Annotated in this window: 21 protein-coding genes; 12 read left to right on the forward strand and 9 right to left on the reverse strand. The window is 66.1% G+C overall.

Translation table 11 applies throughout. From position 1 onward, the window contains the following. Window positions 1-108: 108 nt before the first annotated feature. From ACUCV0_RS12560 to ACUCV0_RS12595, 8 genes are all read left to right on the forward strand, one after another. Window positions 109-1,524, forward strand: coding sequence for an acetyl-CoA carboxylase biotin carboxylase subunit (locus ACUCV0_RS12560; RefSeq protein WP_482212834.1), 1,416 nt, complete (start codon window positions 109-111; stop codon window positions 1,522-1,524). 10 nt (window positions 1,525-1,534) lie between these two features. Then, window positions 1,535-3,340 carry a sodium-extruding oxaloacetate decarboxylase subunit alpha gene (gene oadA / locus ACUCV0_RS12565; protein WP_482212835.1) on the forward strand — a complete coding sequence of 602 codons (1,806 nt, stop codon included), beginning with the start codon at window positions 1,535-1,537 and terminating at the stop codon, window positions 3,338-3,340. A 147-nt stretch (window positions 3,341-3,487) separates the two neighbouring features. Continuing rightward, entirely contained in the window at window positions 3,488-3,619 is a 132-nt protein-coding gene (locus ACUCV0_RS12570; protein WP_256562914.1) for a hypothetical protein, read from the forward strand. A gap of 188 nt (window positions 3,620-3,807) precedes the next feature. Next, on the forward strand, window positions 3,808-4,701 hold the full coding sequence (locus ACUCV0_RS12575; protein ID WP_482212836.1) for a metal ABC transporter substrate-binding protein: 894 nt from the start codon (window positions 3,808-3,810) through the stop codon (window positions 4,699-4,701). Next, window positions 4,698-5,459, forward strand: coding sequence for a metal ABC transporter ATP-binding protein (locus ACUCV0_RS12580; protein ID WP_482212837.1), 762 nt, complete (start codon window positions 4,698-4,700; stop codon window positions 5,457-5,459). The genes ACUCV0_RS12575 and ACUCV0_RS12580 overlap by 4 nt, the downstream gene beginning before the upstream one ends. After that, window positions 5,459-6,313 (forward strand): metal ABC transporter permease, encoded by an 855-nt coding sequence (locus ACUCV0_RS12585; RefSeq protein WP_454252247.1) that lies wholly within the window; start codon window positions 5,459-5,461, stop codon window positions 6,311-6,313. Before ACUCV0_RS12580 ends, ACUCV0_RS12585 begins: the two co-directional genes overlap by 1 nt. Next, on the forward strand, window positions 6,313-7,158 hold the full coding sequence (locus ACUCV0_RS12590; RefSeq protein WP_482212838.1) for a metal ABC transporter permease: 846 nt from the start codon (window positions 6,313-6,315) through the stop codon (window positions 7,156-7,158). The genes ACUCV0_RS12585 and ACUCV0_RS12590 overlap by 1 nt, the downstream gene beginning before the upstream one ends. A 66-nt stretch (window positions 7,159-7,224) precedes the next feature. Beyond that, window positions 7,225-7,659, forward strand: coding sequence for a CBS domain-containing protein (locus tag ACUCV0_RS12595; protein WP_017639179.1), 435 nt, complete (start codon window positions 7,225-7,227; stop codon window positions 7,657-7,659). A 4-nt stretch (window positions 7,660-7,663) separates the two neighbouring features. Here ACUCV0_RS12595 and ACUCV0_RS12600 read toward each other — a convergent pair whose 3' ends face one another. Genes ACUCV0_RS12600 through ACUCV0_RS12610 form a run of 3 tightly spaced genes read right to left on the reverse strand, consistent with a single transcriptional unit; the run spans window position 7,664 to window position 9,428 of the window. Further along, a complete protein-coding gene (locus tag ACUCV0_RS12600) occupies window positions 7,664-8,335 on the reverse strand; it encodes a GNAT family N-acetyltransferase (protein ID WP_482212839.1) in 672 nt (223 codons plus the stop codon). Then, complete coding sequence (locus ACUCV0_RS12605) at window positions 8,332-8,781, reverse strand: N-acetyltransferase family protein (RefSeq protein ID WP_482212840.1); 450 nt, start codon at window positions 8,779-8,781, stop codon at window positions 8,332-8,334. The genes ACUCV0_RS12600 and ACUCV0_RS12605 overlap by 4 nt, the downstream gene beginning before the upstream one ends. Further along, complete coding sequence (locus ACUCV0_RS12610; RefSeq protein ID WP_482212841.1) at window positions 8,778-9,428, reverse strand: FMN-binding negative transcriptional regulator; 651 nt, start codon at window positions 9,426-9,428, stop codon at window positions 8,778-8,780. The genes ACUCV0_RS12605 and ACUCV0_RS12610 overlap by 4 nt, the downstream gene beginning before the upstream one ends. An 88-nt stretch (window positions 9,429-9,516) precedes the next feature. Between ACUCV0_RS12610 and pdxR the strand changes: the two genes are divergently transcribed. Beyond that, window positions 9,517-10,932 (forward strand): MocR-like pyridoxine biosynthesis transcription factor PdxR, encoded by a 1,416-nt coding sequence (pdxR, locus tag ACUCV0_RS12615; RefSeq protein WP_482212842.1) that lies wholly within the window; start codon window positions 9,517-9,519, stop codon window positions 10,930-10,932. Window positions 10,933-10,941: 9 nt separating this feature from the next. On the opposite strand, the gene ACUCV0_RS12620 is transcribed toward pdxR, so the two are convergent. From ACUCV0_RS12620 to ACUCV0_RS12640, 5 genes are all read right to left on the reverse strand, one after another. After that, complete coding sequence (locus ACUCV0_RS12620; RefSeq protein ID WP_059316773.1) at window positions 10,942-11,949, reverse strand: hypothetical protein; 1,008 nt, start codon at window positions 11,947-11,949, stop codon at window positions 10,942-10,944. Then, complete coding sequence (locus tag ACUCV0_RS12625; protein WP_482212843.1) at window positions 11,949-13,826, reverse strand: hypothetical protein; 1,878 nt, start codon at window positions 13,824-13,826, stop codon at window positions 11,949-11,951. Before ACUCV0_RS12625 ends, ACUCV0_RS12620 begins: the two co-directional genes overlap by 1 nt. 12 nt (window positions 13,827-13,838) lie before the next feature. Continuing rightward, window positions 13,839-14,729, reverse strand: coding sequence for an SH3 domain-containing protein (locus ACUCV0_RS12630; RefSeq protein ID WP_271653453.1), 891 nt, complete (start codon window positions 14,727-14,729; stop codon window positions 13,839-13,841). 136 nt (window positions 14,730-14,865) lie between these two features. Continuing rightward, the gene (locus ACUCV0_RS12635; protein ID WP_482212844.1) at window positions 14,866-15,672 is read right to left on the reverse strand and encodes an amino acid ABC transporter permease; all 807 of its coding nucleotides are present in this window, start codon (window positions 15,670-15,672) and stop codon (window positions 14,866-14,868) included. Then, window positions 15,669-16,490, reverse strand: coding sequence for an ABC transporter substrate-binding protein (locus ACUCV0_RS12640; protein WP_482212845.1), 822 nt, complete (start codon window positions 16,488-16,490; stop codon window positions 15,669-15,671). The genes ACUCV0_RS12635 and ACUCV0_RS12640 overlap by 4 nt, the downstream gene beginning before the upstream one ends. 100 nt (window positions 16,491-16,590) lie before the next feature. On the opposite strand from ACUCV0_RS12640, the gene ACUCV0_RS12645 reads away from it, so the two are divergent. Beyond that, window positions 16,591-17,493 carry a homocysteine S-methyltransferase family protein gene (locus ACUCV0_RS12645; RefSeq protein ID WP_482212846.1) on the forward strand — a complete coding sequence of 301 codons (903 nt, stop codon included), beginning with the start codon at window positions 16,591-16,593 and terminating at the stop codon, window positions 17,491-17,493. Window positions 17,494-17,564: 71 nt separating this feature from the next. On the opposite strand, the gene ACUCV0_RS12650 is transcribed toward ACUCV0_RS12645, so the two are convergent. Next, window positions 17,565-18,317 (reverse strand): SDR family oxidoreductase, encoded by a 753-nt coding sequence (locus tag ACUCV0_RS12650; RefSeq protein WP_482212847.1) that lies wholly within the window; start codon window positions 18,315-18,317, stop codon window positions 17,565-17,567. 99 nt (window positions 18,318-18,416) lie between these two features. Between ACUCV0_RS12650 and ACUCV0_RS12655 the strand changes: the two genes are divergently transcribed. Continuing rightward, the gene (locus ACUCV0_RS12655) at window positions 18,417-19,334 is read left to right on the forward strand and encodes a LysR family transcriptional regulator (protein WP_482212848.1); all 918 of its coding nucleotides are present in this window, start codon (window positions 18,417-18,419) and stop codon (window positions 19,332-19,334) included. 265 nt (window positions 19,335-19,599) lie between these two features. Beyond that, window positions 19,600-20,934 (forward strand): CitMHS family transporter, encoded by a 1,335-nt coding sequence (locus ACUCV0_RS12660; RefSeq protein WP_482212849.1) that lies wholly within the window; start codon window positions 19,600-19,602, stop codon window positions 20,932-20,934. Window positions 20,935-20,987: the final 53 nt, after the last annotated feature.

Below are 20,987 nucleotides of genomic sequence, written 5' to 3' on the forward strand. Positions count from 1 at the left end.
TATGGAGTATCCAACAATTATTTATTTTCCATAAGAGAGACCCTGGCGTAGCTTCGAGACACCGGCAATAACAAGCGGCTGCAGGCTGCAGCAGACAAGGAGCCAGGTGTGATCAAGAAGATACTTATCGCCAATCGAGGCGAGATCGCCGTGCGTATCGTACGGGCCTGCGCCGAGATGGGTATTCGCTCGGTAGCGGTCTATTCCGATGCCGATCGCCAAGCGCTCCACGTGAAACGTGCCGATGAAGCCCATGGCATCGGCAGCGATCCGCTCGAGGGTTATCTCAATCCGCGCAAGCTGGTGAACCTGGCGGTGGAGACCGGCTGCGATGCCCTCCATCCTGGCTATGGCTTCCTTTCCGAGAACGCCGAACTGGCGGAAATCTGCGCTCAGCGCGGTATTCGCTTCATCGGCCCATCCGCCGAGGTCATCCGCCGCATGGGCGACAAGACCGAGGCGCGCCGCAGCATGATCGCCGCTGGGGTGCCCTGTACCCCGGGTACCGAGGGCAACGTGGCGGATATCGCCGAGGCGTTGCGCGAAGGTGACCGCCTTGGTTACCCGGTGATGCTCAAGGCCACGTCCGGTGGTGGCGGTCGCGGCATTCGTCGCTGCAATTCCCGCGAGGAACTGGAGCAGGCCTATCCGCGGGTGATCTCGGAGGCGACCAAGGCCTTCGGCTCGGCCGAGGTGTTTCTCGAGAAGTGCATCGTCAATCCCAAGCATATCGAAGCGCAGATCCTCGCCGACAGCCACGGCAATACCGTGCACCTGTTCGAGCGCGACTGCTCCATCCAGAGACGCAATCAGAAGCTGATCGAGATCGCGCCAAGCCCCCAGCTGACCCCCGAGCAGCGCGCCTACATCGGCGACCTGGCGGTACGCGCGGCCAAGGCGGTGGGCTACGAGAACGCCGGTACCGTGGAATTCCTGCTCGCCGAGGGCGAGGTGTATTTCATGGAGATGAACACCCGGGTGCAGGTGGAACACACCATCACCGAAGAAATCACTGGCATCGACATCGTCCGCGAGCAGATCCGCATCGCTTCCGGCCTGCCGCTGTCCTTCGCTCAGGAAGACGTGCAGCACCGTGGCTTCGCCCTGCAGTTCCGCATCAATGCCGAAGACCCGAAGAACAACTTCCTGCCGAGCTTCGGCAAGATCACCCGCTACTACGCGCCAGGTGGGCCGGGGGTGCGCACCGACACCGCCATCTACACCGGCTACGTGATCCCGCCGTACTACGACTCCATGTGCCTCAAGCTGATCGTCTGGGCGCTGACCTGGGAAGAGGCCATGGATCGCGGCCTGCGCGCCCTGGACGACATGCGCGTGCAGGGGGTGAAGACCACCGCACCCTATTACCAGGCCATCCTGCGCGATCCCGAATTCCGCAGCGGGCGCTTCAACACCAGCTTCGTGGAAAGCCATCCGGAGCTGACCCAGTACTCGATCAAGCGCAACCCGACGCACCTGGCCATCGCCATCGCCGCCGCCATCGCCGCCCATGCCGGTCTGTAAGGACAGAACAATGAAAACCATCCAGATCACCGACACCATCCTGCGCGACGCCCACCAATCGCTCCTGGCGACCCGCATGCGCACCGAAGACATGCTGCCGATCTGCGCCAAGCTCGACCAGGTCGGCTACTGGTCGCTGGAAGTCTGGGGTGGCGCGACCTTCGACGCCTGCGTGCGCTTCCTCAAGGAAGACCCCTGGGAGCGCCTGCGCCAGCTACGCCAGGCGCTGCCCAATACCCGGCTGCAGATGCTCCTGCGCGGGCAGAACCTGCTGGGCTACCGGCACTACAGCGACGACGTGGTTGAGGCCTTCGTCGAGCGCGCCGCGGCCAACGGCATCGACGTCTTCCGCATCTTCGACGCCATGAACGATGTGCGTAACCTGGAAACCGCCATCCGCGCGGTCAAGGCCAGCGGCAAGCACGCCCAGGGTACCCTCTGCTACACCACCAGCCCGGTGCACACCGTGAGCGCCTTCGTCGACCAGGCACGGCGCATGGCCGACCTGGGCGTGGATTCCATCGCCATCAAGGACATGGCTGGCCTGCTGACGCCCTATGCCACCGGCGAGCTGGTCAAGGCACTCAAGGAGGCCCTGACGCTGGATGTGGTGGTGCATTCCCACGACACCGCCGGGGTAGCCTCCATGTGCCAGCTCAAGGCGGTGGAAAATGGCGCCGATCGCATCGACACGGCGATCTCCAGCCTGGCGTGGGGCACCAGTCACCCAGGCACTGAATCCATGGTCGCGGCCCTGCGCGGCACGCCCTACGACACCGGCCTGAACCTGGAGCTGCTGCAGGAGATCGGCCTGTACTTCCATGCGGTACGCAAGAAGTACCACCAGTTCGAGAGTGAATTCACCGGGGTCGACACCCGGGTACAGGTCAACCAGGTGCCGGGCGGCATGATCTCCAACCTGGCCAACCAGCTGCGCGAGCAGGGCGCCCTCAATCGCATGAACGAGGTGCTGCAAGAGATCCCACGGGTACGCCAGGACCTGGGCTATCCGCCCCTGGTGACCCCGACCTCGCAGATCGTCGGCACCCAGGCCTTCTTCAACGTGTTGGCGGGTGAGCGCTACAAGACCATCACCAACGAGGTGAAGCTCTACCTGCAGGGCCGCTACGGCAAGGCACCAGGGACCATCTGCGAGCAGCTGCGCAAGCAGGCCATCGGCCAGGAAGAAGTCATCGAGGTACGCCCGGCCGATCTGCTCAGCCCCGAGCTGGCGCGACTGCGTGCCGAGATCGGCGACCTGGCCAAGAGCGAAGAAGACGTGATGACCTTCGCCATGTTCCCCGACATCGGGCGCAAGTTTCTCGAAGAGCGCGCCGCCGGCACCCTGGTACCGGAAGCCCTGCTGCCCATGCCGTCGGCCGATGGCGTGGCGGCGGTCGGTGGTCAAGGTGTACCGACCGCCTTCAGCGTCGACGTGCATGGCGAGACCTACCAGGTGGACATCACCGGTATCGGTCTCAAGAGCGAGGGCAAGCGGCACTTCTACCTGTCCATCGACGGCGTGCCGGAAGAGGTGGTGTTCGAGGCCAGCGGCGACTTCGTCGCCGAAGGTGGCCAACGGCGGCGCCAGGCGGATCGCCCGGGCGACGTCAGCACCACCATGCCAGGCAACATCGTCGAGGTACTGGTCAAGGAAGGCGACCAGGTCAAGGCCGGGCAGGGTGTGCTGGTTACCGAAGCCATGAAGATGGAGACCGAGATCCAGGCGCCCATCGCCGGTACCGTCATCGCGGTACGGGTGGCCAAGGGCGACCGGGTCAATCCGGGTGAAGTCTTGATTGAAATCGAAGGCTGAGATCACTTCGATTTCCCTCGGGGACCTGCGGGTCCCCTTTTTTAAGGGCGGTTTCTATCCGCTCGATTGATAAAAAGCACTAACGCCTTCCGATAGGGTCTGCTATTTAATATAGCCAAGGCTATAACGATCCCGGGAGGATTCGCGATGCTGAAAGATCTGAAAAGACGTGCTCTGCGTGGACTACTGGACAAGCTGCTCGATCAGCACGCCGAACGTCGCCCGCTGGAGACCCAGCCCGAGCGTTCGCGCAGCGCCCTGGTGCACGCCGCGCACTGATCTTCTACCTATCAGGCCGGAGACGCTTGGCCCGGCCGCGGCGTCTCGCATTCGTTCTGTCGAGGCGCCTTCCCCTGTTCGTGTCGCTAACGAACGTCCTCATCACAGGTTACAAAGTCTCGCTGCACGCCTGATAGATTGTGCTATCTAATTTAGCCAAGGCTATAAACCACCGAGAGGCGGGCCGAATGCTAGAGAAGACGCGACGCTGGACCCTGGCGGGTCTATTGGGACTGCTGCTGGGCAACGCTGCCCAGGCGGCGGAACCCTTCAAGGTGGTCACCACCTTCACGGTTATCGCCGATATGGCGCGCAATGTGGCGGGTGACGCTGCCCAGGTGGAATCCATCACCAAGCCCGGCGCCGAGATCCACAACTACCAGCCCACGCCAGGCGATCTGCTCAAGGTGCGTGACGCCCAGCTGGTGCTGTGGAACGGCCTGAATCTGGAAGTCTGGTTCGAGCGCTTCTTCGGCCGCATGAAAGACGTGCCCCGTGCGGTGGTCTCCCAGGGTATCGAACCCATCGCCATCGCCCAGGGGCCCTATGCCGGCAAGCCCAACCCCCATGCCTGGATGTCACCTCAGGCGGCCCTGATCTACGTCGACAACATTCGCGATGCCCTGGTCGAGCACGATCCGGCCCAGGCCGACACCTACCGGCGTAACGCCGACGCCTACAAGGCGCGCATCACCGCTACCCTCGACCCCTTGCGCCAGCAATTGCAGGCGATTCCCGCCGAGCGCCGCTGGCTGGTATCGAGCGAGGGCGCCTTCAGCTATCTGGCGCGTGACCTGGGCCTGAAGGAGCTCTATCTCTGGCCGATCAATGCCGACCAGCAGGGTACGCCGCAGCAGGTGCGCCGGGTCATCGAGACGGTGCGCGCCGAGCGGATTCCGGCGGTCTTCAGCGAGAGCACCGTTTCCGCCGCGCCGGCCGAGCAGGTGGCGCGGGAGAGCGGCGCCCGCTATGGCGGGGTGCTCTACGTGGATTCGCTGAGCGCCGCCGACGGCCCGGTGCCCACCTATCTCGACCTGTTGCGAGTGACCACCGAGACCCTGGTACAGGGGCTGGCGCCATGATCGCCCTCGACGGGGTCAGCGTGACCTATCGCAACGGCCACACCGCCCTGCGCGAGGCCAGCTTGACGGTGCCCAGCGGGTCCATCACCGCCCTGCTGGGAGTCAATGGCAGCGGCAAGTCCACCCTGTTCAAGGCGATCATGGGCTTCGTATCCCTGCGCACCGGTCAGGTGCGGGTCGATGACCTGCCGGTGGCTCAGGCGCTCAAGCGCAATCTCGTCGCCTACGTGCCCCAGAGCGAAGACGTGGACTGGGACTTTCCGGTACGAGTGGAGGACGTGGTGCTCATGGGCCGCTACGGGCGGATGAATTTCCTGCGGCTGGCGCGCGCGGCCGACCACCAGGCGGTCGACGCCGCCCTGGCCCGGGTGGGGCTGACCGAGCTGCGCAAGCGGCAGATCGGCGAACTCTCCGGCGGCCAGAAGAAGCGCGTCTTCCTCGCCCGTGCCCTGGCCCAGGACAGCCGGGTGATCCTCCTGGACGAACCCTTCACCGGGGTGGATGCCACCTCGGAGCGAGCCATCATCGAACTGCTCCAGGCCCTGCGCGCCGAGGGTCGCTCGATGCTGGTCTCGACCCATGACCTGGCCAGCATCGAACGTTTCTGCGATCGCACCGTCTTGCTCGATCGCACCGTGCTGGCCGAGGGGCCGACGGCCGAGGTCTTTACCCGAGAAAACCTGGAGCGCACCTTTGGCGGCGCCTTGCGCCTGTTCGAAAGTGACCGACCAGAACCTCTGCGGCGGGAGCGCGCCTGATGGAAGGACTGCTGGAGCCGCTGGCCTACGGCTACATGAGAAATGCCTTGGGGGCGGCGGCGCTGGTGGGCGGACTGTGCGCCTTCCTCTCCGCCTACCTGATGCTCAAGGGCTGGTCGCTGATCGGCGATGCCCTGTCTCACGCGGTGGTACCAGGCGTGGCTGGCGCCTATCTGCTCGGCCTGCCGCTGGCCCTGGGCGCCTTTCTCGCCGGCGGCGCGGCGGCTGGGGCCATGCTGGGGCTGCGGCAATACACCCGGCTGAAAGAAGACGTCATCATCGGTCTGATCTTCAGCGCCTTCTTTGGCGGCGGGCTGTTCCTGGTCTCGCTGGCGCCGGTGGCGGTGGACATCCAGACCATCGTCTTCGGCAACATCCTGGCCATTACCCCCGACGCCAGTCGCCAACTGCTGATCATCGCCGCCGTCTCCCTGCTGGTGCTGGTGCTCAAGTGGCGCGACCTCCTGCTGGTGTTCTTCGACGAGGGCCAGGCGCGCGCCTGTGGCCTCAATCCCACCGGCTACAAGCTGCTGTTCTTCACCCTGCTGGCGCTGAGCACCGTGGCGGCCATGCAGACGGTGGGCGCCTTTCTGGTCATCGCCCTGGTGGTGACGCCGGGGGCGACGGCCTATCTGCTCAGTGATCGCTTTTCGCGGGTGGTGCTGATCAGCGTGGCCATCGGCGTCGGCAGTGGCCTGCTGGGCACCTATCTCAGCTACTTCCTCGACGGCGCCACCGGTGGCTGCGTGGTGGTCCTGCAGACGCTGATCTTTCTACTGGCCTTCGTCCTGGCACCCCGCCATGGCCTGCTGGCCAATCGGCGCCGGGCACGGCGGACCGCGGAGGTCAGCTGATGGACTGGTTGCGGCTGACCCTGGAAGTCGACTTCATGCGCCAGGCGCTGTTGATGGCCGTGCTGGTAGCGGTCCCGACGGCGCTGCTGTCGTGCTTTCTGGTGCTAAAGGGCTGGGCGCTGCTGGGCGACGCCATCGCCCACGCGGTGTTTCCCGGCCTGGTGCTGGCCTCGGCGCTGGGGGCGCCCCTGGTCGTGGGCGCCTTTGTCGCGGGGCTGGGCTGCGCCCTGGCGACCGGCTATCTCAAACGCCACAGCCGGGTGAAGCAGGACACCCTGATGGGCGTGGTCTTCTCCGGCATGTTCGGTCTGGGCCTGGTGCTGCATGCCAAGCTGCCTACCGAGCTGCACCTGGACCACATCCTGCTCGGCGATCTGCTGGGCGTGACCCCGGAGGCCTTCTGGCAGATGGCGGTGATCGCCGGCCTGGTGGTACTGGCACTGGCCTGCCGCTGGCGCGACCTGCTGGTGCTGGCTTTCGATGCGGCCCAGGCACGGGCGCTGGGCCTGCGGGTGGATGTGCTGCACTACGGCCTGCTCGGACTCATCGCCCTGACCGTGGTCGGCGCGCTGCAGGCAGTGGGCATGGTACCCGTGGTGGCGCTGCTGATCGCCCCAGGTGCCACCGCCTTCCTGTTGACCCGCTCCTTTGGCTGGATGCTGCTGGTAGCCACGACGCTGGCGGTGCTGGCGGCCCTGGGCGGGGTACTCCTGAGTCTGGTCTGGGACAGCGCACCGGCACCGACCATGGTGGTACTGCTGACGGCCGGCTTCCTGCTGGCCCTGACATGGCGCCTGTGGCGGGATCGACGTCGTTCGCGCGACAAGGGCGTTCAAGTGGCCTGATGTAATCGACTGACCGGCCCTGCCAGGCGTTTCCGGTCACGCTCGCCTTCCATCAGGAGAACTACAATGAAAACCGTCGCCCAGTTGCTTGCCCTCAAGACCCAGCAGGACGTCTACACCATCGCCCCGGACGCCTGGGTACTCGACGCCCTGCGGCTGATGGCGGAAAAGAACGTGGGGGCGCTGCCGGTGATGCGCGACGGCGAGCTGGTGGGCATCGTCAGCGAGCGCGACTATGCGCGCAAGGTGGCACTAGAGGGGCGCTCCTCCTATGCGACGCCGGTCAGCGAGATCATGACCGAGGCGGTCATCATCGTGCTGCCGCAGCAGACCGTGGGTGACTGCATGCAGATGATGACCGACCACCACCTGCGCCACCTACCGGTCATGGGTAATGGCAAGCTGATCGGTCTGCTGTCCATTGGTGACCTGGTCAAGGCGACCACCGTGCAGCAGGCGGAGCTGATCCGCCATCTGGAGGGCTATATCCGCGGTGAGTAATGCCTCAGCTGGTATGTCCGGCGGTCACGGCCAGGGCGCTCCGCTGGCGCCCTGCGGCATCGAAGTTCTCTGCCGCCAGCCAGCGCCTGAAGCCGGCATCCACACCTGGCCACTCGTGATCCAGCAGGCTGAACCAGGCGGTGTCGCGGTTGCGGCCCTTGACCACCCGGTGCTGGCGAAACAGGCCTTCATGGCTGAAGCCTAGGCGCTCGGCGGCTCGCTTCGAGCGCGCATTGGCGTCATCGCACTTCCATTCCAGGCGGCGATAGCCCAGGGCGAAGGCCTCCTGCATCAGGAGGTGAAAGGCTTCGGTGGCCAGGGGTGTGCGCTGCAGACGTCCGCCAAAGGCGACATGGCCAATCTCGATGCTGCCATGTTCGGGGACGATGCTCATCAGACTGAGCTGACCCAGGGCACGTCCGTCCTGGGGATCCACCACGGCATAGAACAGCGGATCGCGACCCTCGGCGAGACCCGTCAGCCAGGTGGCGAAGGCGGCCTGCTCGGTGAAGGGCCCATAGGGTAGATAGTCCCACAGGGCCGGGTCCTGGTCGTGCAGGGCCTGCCAGAGATCGGCACCGTGGCGCTCTGGATCCAGGGGTTCCAGGCGCACATGGTGGCCTTGCAGCAGGCGCGGCTGGGGCAGGCGGGCCGGGGTCCAGTCGAGGGTGGTCATGGCCTGTCTCCCAGCAGGTGGCGGTACTGGATGAAACCCGAGCGAGTGGCGATGCGATCATAGAGCTGGCGTCCCGCCTGGTTGGTTTCCTGGGTCAGCCAGTGCACCCGGTTGCAGCCATCCGCTTCGGCACGGGCATAGACGTGCTCGATCAGGGCGCGGCCCAGGCCGCCGCCGCGATGGCCTTCGGCGACATAGAGATCCTGCAGGTAGCAGTAGTCGGTCTCGGTCCAGCAGGACGGGTGATAGATGAAATGCACCAAGCCTAGGGGCCGCTCGCCGTCCCAGGCCAGGGCGCCATGGACGGGTTCGCTCGGATCGAGCAGGCGCTGCCAGGTACGGGCGTAGGTGGTTTCCGGCAGCGTGGTCTCGTAGAAGGCTAGATAGGCCTGCCACAGCTCATGCCAGGCGGCGTGATCGGCTTCGGTCAATGGGCGAATGGTCATGGGTGGCTCCGGGGGGCAAGAGGGGAGGTCATCAGTGCGGCCAGGGCTTGCGCGTCGTGATCGTTGCTGGCGGCCAGGCCCTGGCGGACGCCTTCGCGGTCGGCGCCGTTGCGATTCTGGCTGAGCTTGGCGATGCCCTGGAGGCTGTCGAGGGGCAGGCGCAGTCCGCGGATGGCGCGCAACATGCCCTGTATGAAGTCCGCTGGCGCATCCGCGACCTGCCAGGGTTGTGCTCGTCCGGCTTCATGGCGGTCGGTCAAGCGCTCCAGCAGAGACAGCAGGCGCTCGGGATCATCGAACACCTCGACGCTGCCACGGGCGTGCACCGCCTGGTAATTCCAGGTCGGCACCACCCGGCCATGCTCGGCCTTGCCGGGATAGAAGGCCGGGCTGACATAGGCCTGGGGACCCTGGAACACCGCCAGTACCTGCCCCGCCGCGACGAGGGCCTGGGCCTGGGGATTGCTGCGCGCCAGATGGCCGTAGAGGGTGCCATAGGGGCCCTCGTCGGTCGCCAGCCAGAGCGGCAGATGGCTCACCAGCGGACCGGATGAGGTCTGACTGACCAGCAGCGCCAGGGCGTGATCCCGCAGGTGCTGGTGCAGCCTGGGCAGGTCATCGAGACAGAAGGCGGGGTTGGGGTACATGGCAAGGCTCCAGCAACGTCTCGCCATGCTAAGGTCGGCTTTGGCTCCCTGTAAGAGCCAATTCCTGCAATTTTCAGGGTGCCAATCCATGCTGGGATTCGATCCATCGGGGCTGTTGCTGGAGCCCGGCCAGGGCCTGGCGCGCCAGCTTTACCAGGGTCTGCGGGAGCGGATCCTGACTGGTGAGCTGGCCGCCGGGGTGCGCCTGCCGGCCAGTCGCGAACTGGCGCGGCTGCTGGGCGTGTCGCGCAATACCGTAACCGCCGCCTACGAGCAGCTGCTGGCCGAAGGTTTTCTCGACAGCCGCGCGGGCGACGGTACCTATGTCGTGCCCGTGACCCAGGCCCTGACCGTTCCCGATGCCACGGTCAGGGCCACGCCCGCGCCTCCGGCCAGCGTGCCACCCGGCGCGCCGTGCGCCTTTCGCGTCGGTCTGCCAGCGGTGGATCTGTTTCCCTTCGCTACCTGGGCGCGGCTGCAGCAGCGTTTCTGGCGCCAGCCCGAGCCGGCGCTGCTCGGCTATCGGGAACCCGGCGGCGAACCGCGGCTGCGCCGCCTGCTATGCGCCTATCTGCGCCAGGCGCGGGGCTTGGTCTGCGCACCCGAGCAGATCCTCATCACCAACGGCGCCCAGCAGGCCATCGAGCTGTGTGCTCGGCTGCTGCTGGCGCCCGGTGCACAAGCGGCCATGGAAGATCCCGGCTACCGCGCCGCGGCCCTGGCACTGCAAAGTGGGGGGGCACGGCTGCAGGGCGTGCCGGTGGATGACGCGGGGCTCGTGGTGGAGCACCTGGCCCGGCAACCGGACTGCCGGCTGGTCTACGTCACCCCCTCGCACCAGTACCCCACCGGTGCGGTGCTCTCCCTGCCGCGACGCCTGGCGCTGCTGGACTGGGCACGTCAGCGGGACGGCTGGATCGTCGAGGACGATTACGACGGCGAGTACCGCTACCAGGGCGCGCCCCTGGCGCCCCTGGCCGCGCTGGATCGTCACGGTCGGGTGCTCTATGTCGGCACCTTCTCCAAGATCGCCTTTCCCGGCCTGCGCTTGGGCTATCTGGTGGCCCCACCCGCGCTGGTGCCGGCGTTGCTGGAGCTGCAGCGCGCTGGGATCCGCCATCTCGACAGCGCCACCCAGACGGTCATGGCCGACTTCATCGAACAGGGCCATTTCCAGCGCCACATCAGGCGCATGAGACGCGCGGCGCGTAGCCGCCGCGATGCCCTGCTAGCCGGCTGGCCCGAAGTCGCTGGCTGCGCCACGCCCAGCATCCCGGTGGCCGGCCTGCACCTGTGCCTGCCGGTCGCCAGCCTCCCCCGCGAAGCCGAGCTGTTAGCCCAGGCAGCCGCGGTCGGGGTAGAGCTCAATGCCCTGTCGCGTTACTGGCTGCCGGAGGGACCGACCCCGCCCGACGCCCGCGCCGGACTGGTCCTCGGCTTCGCCGCGGTGCCGGAGGCGCGGATCGTCGAGGCGCTGGCCAGGCTGCGGGGGGCCTGGACCTGAGCGCTGCCGTCAGAGGCTTTTCGACTCCAGGTTGAGGCGGTCCAGCAGACCGGCGGCGCCAGCGGGATCCAGGGCCGCGGTCAGCGCGACTTCCAGGGTGTCGCTCAGACGCACGCGTTCCTTGGGCGCAAGGCTTACCCGCAGACCGTCTTCTTCGCCAGAGGCCAGATCGACCAGACCCTTGCAGAGATCCTTGCCGCGCGTGCCCAGGTTCTGGAAGTCCTGCAGGCAGTCATCGCGCTGCTGCTGGTGCGCGGCGGCCAGGGCCCGGTCACGCTGCTTGTCGAAGTCGCCCGCAGTAGGGTCGAGCGGCAGATATCGGCGGGTCAAGGCCAGGCTGCGCTTGAAGTAGCCCTGATCCGTGACATCCACCTGCAAGCCCTTGAGCTCGGCGCGTTGCGCGCTCTGCTGCAGCTTGCCCAGTATGCCGAAGGATGACAGCAGACCGCGCTGGCCCACCTGCTGGCCATTTTCGGCCATATCACTCAGGTCTTCGGCCAGGCGGCGGACCTGAGCCAGTGACAGGCTCGCATCCACGTCCAGCAGCTCCGGCAGGTCCAGGGTCAGGCCGATGTCCGCCAGCTCATCCTCGACGTTCCATTTCAGCCGGCCGGAAAAGGGCGCCAGTTCTGCACGTCCGCTGGCGAGCAGCAGACCACCAACCAGGGGCAGGTGCAGCGCCGTCGAGCGCCCCTTGGCGTCGGGCGGAAAAGCCACGCCTTCGAACTGGACATCGGCCCGGCGGTGGGCGGGTTCGTCCTTGAGGTCGGAGAGGGTCAGCTGGGCGATGCTCGGACCATCGCTGATGCGCACCTCGTGCAGCTTGATCGTGCCGCCCAGCGGTGAGGAGGACAGCGACTGCCAGCTGATCTTGTCCTGCAGGCGGTGTTCGAACAGCCAGTCGCGCAGACGTCCATCAGCGACATGAGCGGCGTAGGCCTTGAGACCGAAATAGCCCCCGACCACCACGACCAGTGCCGCACCGGCCAAGAGTTTGACGTTGAGAGTCCGTTTCATCAGAAGCGCTCCTCGCCGAGACCGGCATCCTTGAGCTGTTGGCGGGCCGCCTCGGGGGTCCAGGCGGGGTCCTCGAATTGCACCCGTGCCAGCGCCAGGGGATCGCGCAGGTCGCTGCAGCCTTCGCTGGTGCAGGGCTGCACGACCTTGGCCGTCAGGTGCGTCAGGGGCAGGTCGTCGGCGTCACGCGCCTTCGGATCGAGCTGCAGGGTGCCGCTCAGGACATACCAGCCGGTCTTGGCCGGGATGCCGGCCGGTACCTGCGCTTGGATCGGATAGGGATAGTCGAGGGTCCAGCCGTCGCTATTCGTCCTGGTGACCCTGGCGATCAGGCGTACCGGTCGGGTCTCGCCCCCGACCAGGGCGGCATAGCCACCACCGCCGCCTGGGGTATAGCGCACGTCGTTAACCTGGCGAGCCAGCAGCGCCTGTGGATTGCTGCGCGCTTCCTGGGTCAGGCGCTCGTAGGTGGCGAGTTGATCACGGGCACGGAACGCCTGCTGCATTCGTGCCTGCTGGGCTTCGCGCTCACGCTCGCGTGCGGCCTGCTCGCGTTGGCGTGCCTGCTTCTCATCCCACATGAACAGGTAGTTGGTGGCCTGCTCGGGACTGAACTGCCAGGCCTTGCTGCGCCAGTTGCGGTCGACATTGACGCGATACAGCCAGAAGTCCTGGCTGGATTCGTCGCTGTTCCAGGGGCGAGGAAAGATACCCTTGGTGAAGTCGCGCACGGCCAGGAAGGTGAAGTGCGGGACCATCGTACCCAGCGCGTCGAGCTGTTGCTGTGTCTTGGCGATGATGGGGCGGATCTGGTCGAGCTGACGGAATTGTTCGCTGTTGCCGGTCACGAACAGTACATCCGGACCGCTGATCGACCACTGGCCGCGATAGCTGTAGCCGAGACGCAGCAGGCTGTAGCTGGCGGTCACCGGATCGCTGGCCAGCAGGAATAGAGCCTGCTTCTGGCTATCGAAGCCGACAAAGCGCAGCGGCGGCAAGGGCTTGTCCAGCGGCAGGCCGTTGAGGAAGAAGCCCTTCCAACGCTGCAATTGCTTGCCATCGCTTCGCTCCACGGCGAGTTCACCCTCGCCCTGGGCCAGGCCGTTCTCGCAACGGATACCGCTGGAGCGAACCTGCAGGTAGCGGCTGTCTTCCTCGGCCTTGAAGGGGACGCGGAAGGCACAGCCCTGGCTGTCCTTGAGAGTGGTGATGAAGTCGCTCTTGGCCAGTTCGGCTTCGCCATCGCCCGGACGCCAGCCGGCGACATCGAAATCGGTGGCGATCTGACCGGCAGGCTCCTTGGCTGCCGCAGGTGCAGGTGCAGGTGCAGGTGCAGGTGCAGGTGCAGGTGCAAGCTCGACCTTGGCCGGCGCGACAGGTGCCGATTCAGCGACCGGGGCCGGCGGAGCTGCGGGTGCCGGTGCCTTTGGGACTACTGGAGGAGTGGCGGGCTTGGCCGTCTCAGGCGCCGCAGCAGCGGGCGCCTTGGGCGGTTCGACAGGGGCAGGGGCAGGAGCAGGAGTAGGAGCTGCGGCGACGGCAGCCGGATTCTGTACCTGCGCCGTCCAGGCCGTAGCCTTGGCGGCCGTGCCGTTCAGCCGGGCGTCAGTGGTACCGGTCGCCGTCCAGGTCAGACGTTCGGCCTGGTCGCACTGTTTGCCGAGCAATGCGCCGATCTTGGGCATCAAGCGTTCGACGGCCACGGCCTCGGCGGGCTTGCCATAGACGAAGCGCAGCGCCAGATCAGGCGCGCACCAGGCCGCCGCCGCGTGATCGACGAAGACCTCGACCTCTTCGGCCTTGGAGTAGGCGAGGCGGGTGCTTTCAGCCTGGGCAGCCGTGGCCAGCAGCGTCAGGGCCAGCAGGGTGGGTTTCATGGTCATCCTTCCTTAGATCAGTTCCCAGGCACCGTCAGCGGCCTGGCAGGCCTTGGTGGTCTGCTGATCCTGCTGGCCGCCCTGGCTGAGGCTGTAGTTCAGGGTACGGCAGGTGGTCTTGGCGGCGACCTTGTCCTGCACCGGCGCGGCATCGAGATCGGCCGCATCGAGGTCCACGCCCTGCTGCTTGGCGCTGGCCACGTCCAGGGTGTCCAGATCCACCGCAGGCGCTGGTTGGGCCTTGGTCTTGCCTGCCGTCGCCACGGAGGTAGTGGTCGCCGGAGCTACCAATGGCGCATAGACGTAGCCGATGGTCACGCCCTTGCGGCCCACCGCGATCCAGTCGTTGCCGGTACGGCCCAAGGCGGTGAAGCGCGTACCCGTAGGCAGCCCGCCGACCTTGTCGGCACTGTCATTGGGTGCCGCGCGCAGGTTGGCCGACTTGATCGACTGATAGGGCTTGTTGAGCAGGGTCAGCTGCTCGACCTTCTGCACCTTGGGCGTGCGCTTGACCGCTACCTGGCGGGCTTCGGTCTCGGTTGCCACCGGCACGATGCGGGCCGTAGCGCCGCTGTGGTCGGATGTCCAGGTGGTCACCTGACCATCCTGGGCGTGCTCCAGCGCCTTTTGTGTCTGCACGGCCAGGGCCTCGCGATCACGCTGGTCGAGTTTGGCGCCCAGGGTCTTGCCCAGGGCGCCACCGGCGAGGGCGCCGGCCAGCATGGCGGCGGTACGGCCACTGCCACCACCGATCTGGCTGCCGATGAGGATGCCGGCCGCGGCACCAACGACGGTGCCGACGTTTTCCTGGTTGAGCCATTCGTTCTGCGACATGTTGGAGCAGCCGGTGACGGCGAGGCTGCCACCGAGGCAGAGAACGGCAAGGCGATGACGAGGCTTCATAACGAGTCCTTTCCGAAGCGAAAATTTAGGAGAAGGGAATGGTAGAGGCTTGCTCCAGAGATGTTGTGACCTGATTCACTGAAAGCGGGTTTGGCATCAAAGGGCTAGCATGGCCTAGAAGGCGCAGCGAAAGGCTCTAACGCCCCTGATACGCCTTCCCGTAATGCCGCTCCAGGCGCGACTGCATGAACTCCATGGCCAGGGACATCAGCCAGTAGAGCACTGCGGCGGTGGTGAGCATTTCCAGATAGCGATAGCTGGAGCGGCCATAGGACTGGGCGAGGAACATCACCTCCCAGACACCCATCACCGAGACCAGGGAGGAGTCCTTGAGCATGGAGATGAACTGGCTGGTGGTCGGCGGGATGATGCTGCGCATGGCCTGGGGCAGGGTGACGCGCCAGAAGATCACCCGGGGCGACAGACCCAGGGCCAGGGCCGCCTCGCGCTGACCGGCGGGAACGCCAAGCAGGCCGGCGCGAAAGATCTCGCTCAGGTAGGCGCCGTAGTTCAGTGACAGGGCGAGGATGCCGGCGCTGATGGCGCCGGGCACCACGCCGATCTGCGGCAGGCCCAGGTAGATCAGGAGGATCTGGATCAGCAGCGGGGTGCCGCGAAAGAAGGAGGCGTAGAAGGTCGCCACGCCATAGGCCAGGGCGCTGGACGACAGCCGCGCCAGGGCCGCGGCGAAGCCGAGCAGCACCGACACCAGGATGGAGCTGAGGCTGAGGAACAGCGTCAGCGCCGCGCCCTGCAGGAAGCCGTTGGGGCCCAGGCGCCAACCCACCAGATTGGGCAGGCGCGGCCAGACGGTGGCGAATTTCAGGTCGAAACCGAGCACGAAGAACACGCCCCCGGCCAGCAGCGCCAGCCAGGTCAGCCAGACACGGGTACGAAAGCTCAGCAGCGGACGCGATTCGACCGGGGGCGGTAACTGGCTCATTGGCTGATGTCGGCACCGATCCACTTGTCGGAGATCCGCTTCAGGGTGCCATCCTGGCGCAGTCCCTCGATGATCTCGTGCAGCTTGGCGGCGAATTCCGGGTCACCCTTCTCGATGGCCACGGCGTTGGGCTCGGCATAGAGGGGTGCGCCGGCCAGCTTGAACTTGCTGTCCTGAGCGAGGCGCGGCTGGGCGGTCACCAGGTTGGTCAGCACCGCGTCCAGCCGCTTGCCGGCGCCCAGGCCCAGGTCCTGGAAGGCGACGTTGTCGTCGGGGAAGGGCACCACCTGCACCTGGTCGAAGGGGTAGCTCAACGGCTTGTCTTCCTGGCCTTCGATGGTCAGGTCCTTGTTCAGGTAGCTCTCGTAGGAAGAGGCGCTGGTGACGCCGACCTTCTTGCCGGAAAGGTCCTTGGCGCCGTGGATGCGGTCGTCACCGGCGTTGACCACGATCACCGCGGGCGAGGCGTAGTAGTTGACCGGGAAGTCGAACACCTGGGCGCGTGCCTGGCTGGGCGTCATGGAGCAGATACAAACGTCGTAGCGACCGCTCCAGCGGCCGGCGGCGATCACGTCCCACGAGGGGGTTTCCAGGCGCAGCTTGACGCCCAGCTTGTCGGCCACCGCCTTGGCCACGTCGACGTCGAAGCCTTCCAGCTGGTTCTGGGCATTGAGTTGGGAGAACGGCGGATAGCTCTCCATGAGCACATTGACCAGCTCGCCCTTGGTCTTGATACGGTCCAGGGTAGCACCGGCCGAGGCCGAGGTGGCGACCAGCGCCAGGGTCAGGCCGAGGGCCGATAGCAGAGCGGTTCTCATGGGGGCGTCCTTTGCAAAGGGAAAGAGGGCCTGGTATTAGAGAGATATGAGAACCGATATTGAACTCTGTTTTGGTTATAAGGAAAAGTGAAATAGCTATATGGCCAACATGAATCTTGTTCTTCTCGATGGTGGCATGGGACGCGAACTGCAGCGACGCGGTGCGCCTTTTCGCCAGCCGGAATGGTCGGCCCTGGCGCTGAGCGAGGCGCCGGAGCAGGTGGAAGCGGTACACCGCGCCTATATCGAGGCGGGCGCCCAGGTGATCACCAGCAACAGCTATGCGGTGGTGCCCTTCCATATCGGCGAGGCGCGTTTCGCCGCCGAAGGCGAGGCCCTGGCGGCACGAGCCGGTCAGCTGGCACGGCAGGCCGTGGTGGCCAGCGGGCAGCCGGTGCGGGTAGCGGGCTCCTTGCCACCGCTGTTCGGCTCCTATCGCCCCGACCTGTTCGAGCCGACACGGGTGGACGAGGTGCTGCAGCCGCTGATTCGCGGACTGGCGCCCCATGTCGATCTCTGGCTGGCGGAAACCCAGAGCTCCCTGGCCGAGGTGCGCGCCATCGCCGCCGGGCTGCCGGATGACGGCAAGCCGCTGTGGCTGTCCTTTACCCTGAAGGACGAAGACGTCGACGAGGTACCGCGCCTGAGATCCGGCGAGCCGGTGGCCGAGGCGGCGCAACTGGCCGTGGAGCTGGGCGCCGGGGCGCTGCTGTTCAATTGCAGCCAGCCCGAGGTGATGGCCGCGGCGCTGGATACCGCGCGGGCAACGTTCGCCACGGCGGGTGTCGAGATTCCCTTCGGCGCCTATGCCAATGCCTTTCCACCCCAGCCAGAAGAGGCTACCGCCAATGACGGCCTCGACCCCCTGCGCCCGGACCTGGACCCGCCCGGCTACCTGAGCTTCGCCCAGGACTGGCAGGCGCGTGGCGCGAGCCTGATCGGCGGCTGCTGCGGCATCGGCCCGGAACACATCGCCGTGCTCGACCAGCGACTGCGCGGCTGACGCCCGCGTTCAGTTAGTAAAAAAGCGGACCGCGCCCGAGCGCTGTCCGCTTTTTTCTTGCAAGGTGCCATTCAGATCTGCGCCTGGCCGCCGTCGGCGAACAGCTCGGCGCCGTTGACGAAGCTGGAGTCGCTGGAAGCCAGGAAGAGGGCGACCTTGGCGATCTCTTCCGGCTCGCCGACGCGGCCTAGGGGTATCTGGGTGGCCAGGTGGTCCAGCAGGCCCTGCTGCTGGGCGGCATCCGGCCCGGCCAGTTCCACCAGGCCCGGGGTGCGAGTCGCGCCCGGACTCAGGGTATTGATACGAATGCCGCGCCCCTGCAGCTCCAGGATCCAATTGCGGGCGAAGGCGCGCACGGCAGCCTTGGAGGCGCCATAGACGCTGAAGGCCGGGGTGCCGGTAGTGGCGGCGGTGGAGCCGGCCAGGATCACCGAGGCATTGTCCGCCAGCAGCGGCAGGGCCTTCTGCACGGTGAACAGCACTCCCTTCACGTTGCGATCGAAGGTGTCGTCGTAGTGGGCTTCGGTCACCTCGGCGAGCGGCAGCATGCTGCCACCCCCGGCGTTGACGTAGAGCACATCGAGGCGTCCGTGCTCACGGCGGATGCGCTCATAGAGGACATCGAGCTGGTCCAGACGCGAGGAGTCCACGGCGATGCCGGTGGCGTTGCCGACCCGGGCGACCGCGGCATCCAGTTCGGCCTGCCGCCGACCGGTGAGGATGACGTGGGCACCCTCCTGGGCGAAGAGCGTGGCGGCGGCCAGGCCAATGCCGCTGGTGGCACCGGTGACGAGGGCGATCTTGTCTGCAAGTTTGAGAGTCATGCTGAATCTCCAAAAGGTTGTGATCAGGTGGAGTCAGCCTATCGACCAGGTCTTCTTTGCAAAATAGAATGATTGGAAAGTCATCGTTGCAAGAATGAAATGAAAAGATTGCCGGATTTCGAAGGCCTGGCGATGTTTGCGAAGGTAGCCGAGGAGGGCAGCTTCGCCGCTGCGGCGCGGGTATTGGGGGTGTCGGTGGCCACGGTGTCGCGAGCGGTGACGCGCCTGGAAGAGCGCCTGGGCGGACGGCTGTTCAATCGCACCTCGCGACAGCTGGCGCTGACCGAATTCGGCCACGAGCTGGCCGCCCAGGCCGGCGATCTCTACCGGCAGGCGGAGGCGACCGAAAGCGCCGCCCAGGCACGCGCCGTGCAGCCGCGCGGCCAGGTGCGGCTGGCGGTGCCCATGGCCTTTGGCCTGCGCTGGGTCGCGCCGCTGCTGCCTGAGCTGCTGCGTCGCTATCCCCAGCTCACGGTGGATCTGCACCTGTCCGATGCCGCCGTGGATCTGGTGGCGGAGGGCTTCGATGCCGCCCTGCGCATCGCCGCCTTGCCCGACTCCTCGCTGGTCGCCCGGCGTCTCTGCGCGGTCAGTCAGCGGCTGGTGGCGGCGCCAGCCTATGTCGAGCGCCACGGTTGCCCAAGACATCCGCAGGAGCTGACCGAACATGCCTGCCTGAGCTACGCCTACCGGGCGCGCAGCCAGGTGTGGCGCTTCACCCAGGACGATGGCCGCGAGGAAAGCGTGCTGCCCCGCGGCCCCCTGCGCGTCACCAATTCCGAGGCCCTGCTGCCGGTCCTGCTGGAAGGCATGGCCATCGCCGAGTTGCCGGAATTCATCGCCAACGACTACCTGGCCGATGGCCGGCTGGTGCATTTGCTACCGGACTGGCACCTGACCCGTGGCGGCCTCTATTTCGTGACGCCCTCGGCGCGCAGCCGGCCCACCAAGATTCAGGTCCTGCTCGACTTCTTCGTCGAGCACCTGAGCGCTCCGGAATGGCAGCGGGGCAGTTAGCATCCCTCCGTGTCGGCTTCGTGACATCCCGCAACATCCGCCTTTCGCCACGCAAGGCTGGCGAAAGGTTGAACTCATAGGATCCGTTCAAGACCCGCCTCCGTGAGCGGGTGCCGTCCTACAAAAATAACCAGGATCCTTGCCATGCCGTACCTGTCCCTCCAGGCGTCCCCGCACGCCCGTCTCCCCTGGATTTTCGCCCTTACCGCGCCGCTGCGCCGCGGCTGAACCCTCCTTCTCTTCGCGAAAATTCAGAGGTATTCCCATGCTGACTTTCCTCGGCTTCGCCATGGTCATGACCTTCATGTACCTGATCATGACCAAGCGCCTGTCTCCGCTGATCGCCCTGACCATGGTGCCGATCGCCTTCGCCGTGCTGGCCTGGGCGCTGTCCAGCGAATTCGCCAGCCTCGGCAGCGTCAAGCTCGACGCCCTCGGCCCGATGATGCTCGACGGCATCCGCAAGCTGGCGCCCACCGGCGTGATGCTGCTGTTCGCGATCCTCTACTTCGCCGTGATGATCGACACCGGTCTGTTCGACCCGGCGGTGCGCTGGATTCTCCGGCTGGTCAAGGGCGATCCGCTCAAGGTGGCCATGGGCACCGTCTTCCTGACCCTGGTGGTCTCCCTGGACGGCGACGGCTCGACCACCTACATGATCTGCGTGGCGGCCATGTTCCCGCTGTACAAGCGCCTGGGCATGAATCCGCTGATCATGACCTGCCTGATGCTGCTCTCCAGTGGCGTGATGAACCTGACCCCCTGGGGCGGTCCGACCGCCCGCGCCGCCAGTGCCCTGCACGTGGATCCGGCCGACGTCTTCGTGCCCATGATCGCGCCCATGCTGCTGGCGATCGCCTGGCTGTTCTTCCTCGCCTACCTCTATGGCCGCAGCGAGCGCGCGCGCCTGGGCATCCTGCAGATCGGCGAGACCGAAGGCGCCGACGTCACCGTCTCCCAGTGCGCCGAGGCCCGCCGCCCGCACCTGCGCTGGTTCAACGGCCTGCTGACCCTGGCGCTGATGGCCGCGCTGATCGTTGGCGTGCTGCCGATGCCGGTGCTGTTCATGATCGCCTTCGGCATCGCCATGACCGTCAACTACCGTTGCCTGAACATGCAGAAGCAGCGCATCGCCGCCCATGCCGAAAACGTCCTGGCGGTGGTCTCGCTGATCTTCGCCGCGGGCATCTTCACCGGCATCCTTTCGGGTACCGGTATGGTCGACGCCATGTCCAAGGGCCTGCTGGCGATAATCCCGGACGCCCTGGGGCCGTACATGGCGGTGATCACCGCCCTGGTCAGCCTGCCGTTCACCTTCTTCATCTCCAATGACGCCTTCTACTTCGGCGTACTGCCGGTGCTGGCCGAGGCCGCCGCGGCCTATGGCATCAGTCCGGTGGAGATCGCCCGGGCCTCCATCGTCGGCCAGCCCGTGCACCTGCTCAGCCCCCTGGTGCCCTCGACCTACCTGCTGGTGGGCCTGGCCAAGGTGGAGTTCGGTGACCATCAGCGCTTCACCCTGAAATGGGCGACCGTGACCTGCATGTTCCTGCTGGGCGGTGCTTTGTTACTGGGTGTGTTTCCGCTGTACAGCCGCTAGAGTTTTACCAAATGTACGACTAGCCTTGCCGGCTGTTCGAAAATGGCGCGTCG

The sequence above is a fragment of the Pseudomonas sp. VMV1 genome, from assembly GCF_056790235.1.

Coding starts and splice junctions, on each gene's coding strand:
- oadA (WP_482212835.1), top strand. CDS start 1,535: ATGAAAACCATCCAGATCACCGACACCATCCTGCGCGACGCCCACCAA.
- ACUCV0_RS12570 (WP_256562914.1), top strand. CDS start 3,488: ATGCTGAAAGATCTGAAAAGACGTGCTCTGCGTGGACTACTGGACAAG.
- ACUCV0_RS12575 (WP_482212836.1), top strand. CDS start 3,808: ATGCTAGAGAAGACGCGACGCTGGACCCTGGCGGGTCTATTGGGACTG.
- ACUCV0_RS12580 (WP_482212837.1), top strand. CDS start 4,698: ATGATCGCCCTCGACGGGGTCAGCGTGACCTATCGCAACGGCCACACC.
- ACUCV0_RS12585 (WP_454252247.1), top strand. CDS start 5,459: ATGGAAGGACTGCTGGAGCCGCTGGCCTACGGCTACATGAGAAATGCC.
- ACUCV0_RS12590 (WP_482212838.1), top strand. CDS start 6,313: ATGGACTGGTTGCGGCTGACCCTGGAAGTCGACTTCATGCGCCAGGCG.
- ACUCV0_RS12595 (WP_017639179.1), top strand. CDS start 7,225: ATGAAAACCGTCGCCCAGTTGCTTGCCCTCAAGACCCAGCAGGACGTC.
- ACUCV0_RS12600 (WP_482212839.1), bottom strand. CDS start 8,335: ATGACCACCCTCGACTGGACCCCGGCCCGCCTGCCCCAGCCGCGCCTG.
- ACUCV0_RS12605 (WP_482212840.1), bottom strand. CDS start 8,781: ATGACCATTCGCCCATTGACCGAAGCCGATCACGCCGCCTGGCATGAG.
- ACUCV0_RS12610 (WP_482212841.1), bottom strand. CDS start 9,428: ATGTACCCCAACCCCGCCTTCTGTCTCGATGACCTGCCCAGGCTGCAC.
- pdxR (WP_482212842.1), top strand. CDS start 9,517: ATGCTGGGATTCGATCCATCGGGGCTGTTGCTGGAGCCCGGCCAGGGC.
- ACUCV0_RS12620 (WP_059316773.1), bottom strand. CDS start 11,949: ATGAAACGGACTCTCAACGTCAAACTCTTGGCCGGTGCGGCACTGGTC.
- ACUCV0_RS12625 (WP_482212843.1), bottom strand. CDS start 13,826: ATGAAACCCACCCTGCTGGCCCTGACGCTGCTGGCCACGGCTGCCCAG.
- ACUCV0_RS12630 (WP_271653453.1), bottom strand. CDS start 14,729: ATGAAGCCTCGTCATCGCCTTGCCGTTCTCTGCCTCGGTGGCAGCCTC.
- ACUCV0_RS12635 (WP_482212844.1), bottom strand. CDS start 15,672: ATGAGCCAGTTACCGCCCCCGGTCGAATCGCGTCCGCTGCTGAGCTTT.
- ACUCV0_RS12640 (WP_482212845.1), bottom strand. CDS start 16,490: ATGAGAACCGCTCTGCTATCGGCCCTCGGCCTGACCCTGGCGCTGGTC.
- ACUCV0_RS12645 (WP_482212846.1), top strand. CDS start 16,591: ATGGCCAACATGAATCTTGTTCTTCTCGATGGTGGCATGGGACGCGAA.
- ACUCV0_RS12650 (WP_482212847.1), bottom strand. CDS start 18,317: ATGACTCTCAAACTTGCAGACAAGATCGCCCTCGTCACCGGTGCCACC.
- ACUCV0_RS12655 (WP_482212848.1), top strand. CDS start 18,417: ATGAAAAGATTGCCGGATTTCGAAGGCCTGGCGATGTTTGCGAAGGTA.
- ACUCV0_RS12660 (WP_482212849.1), top strand. CDS start 19,600: ATGCTGACTTTCCTCGGCTTCGCCATGGTCATGACCTTCATGTACCTG.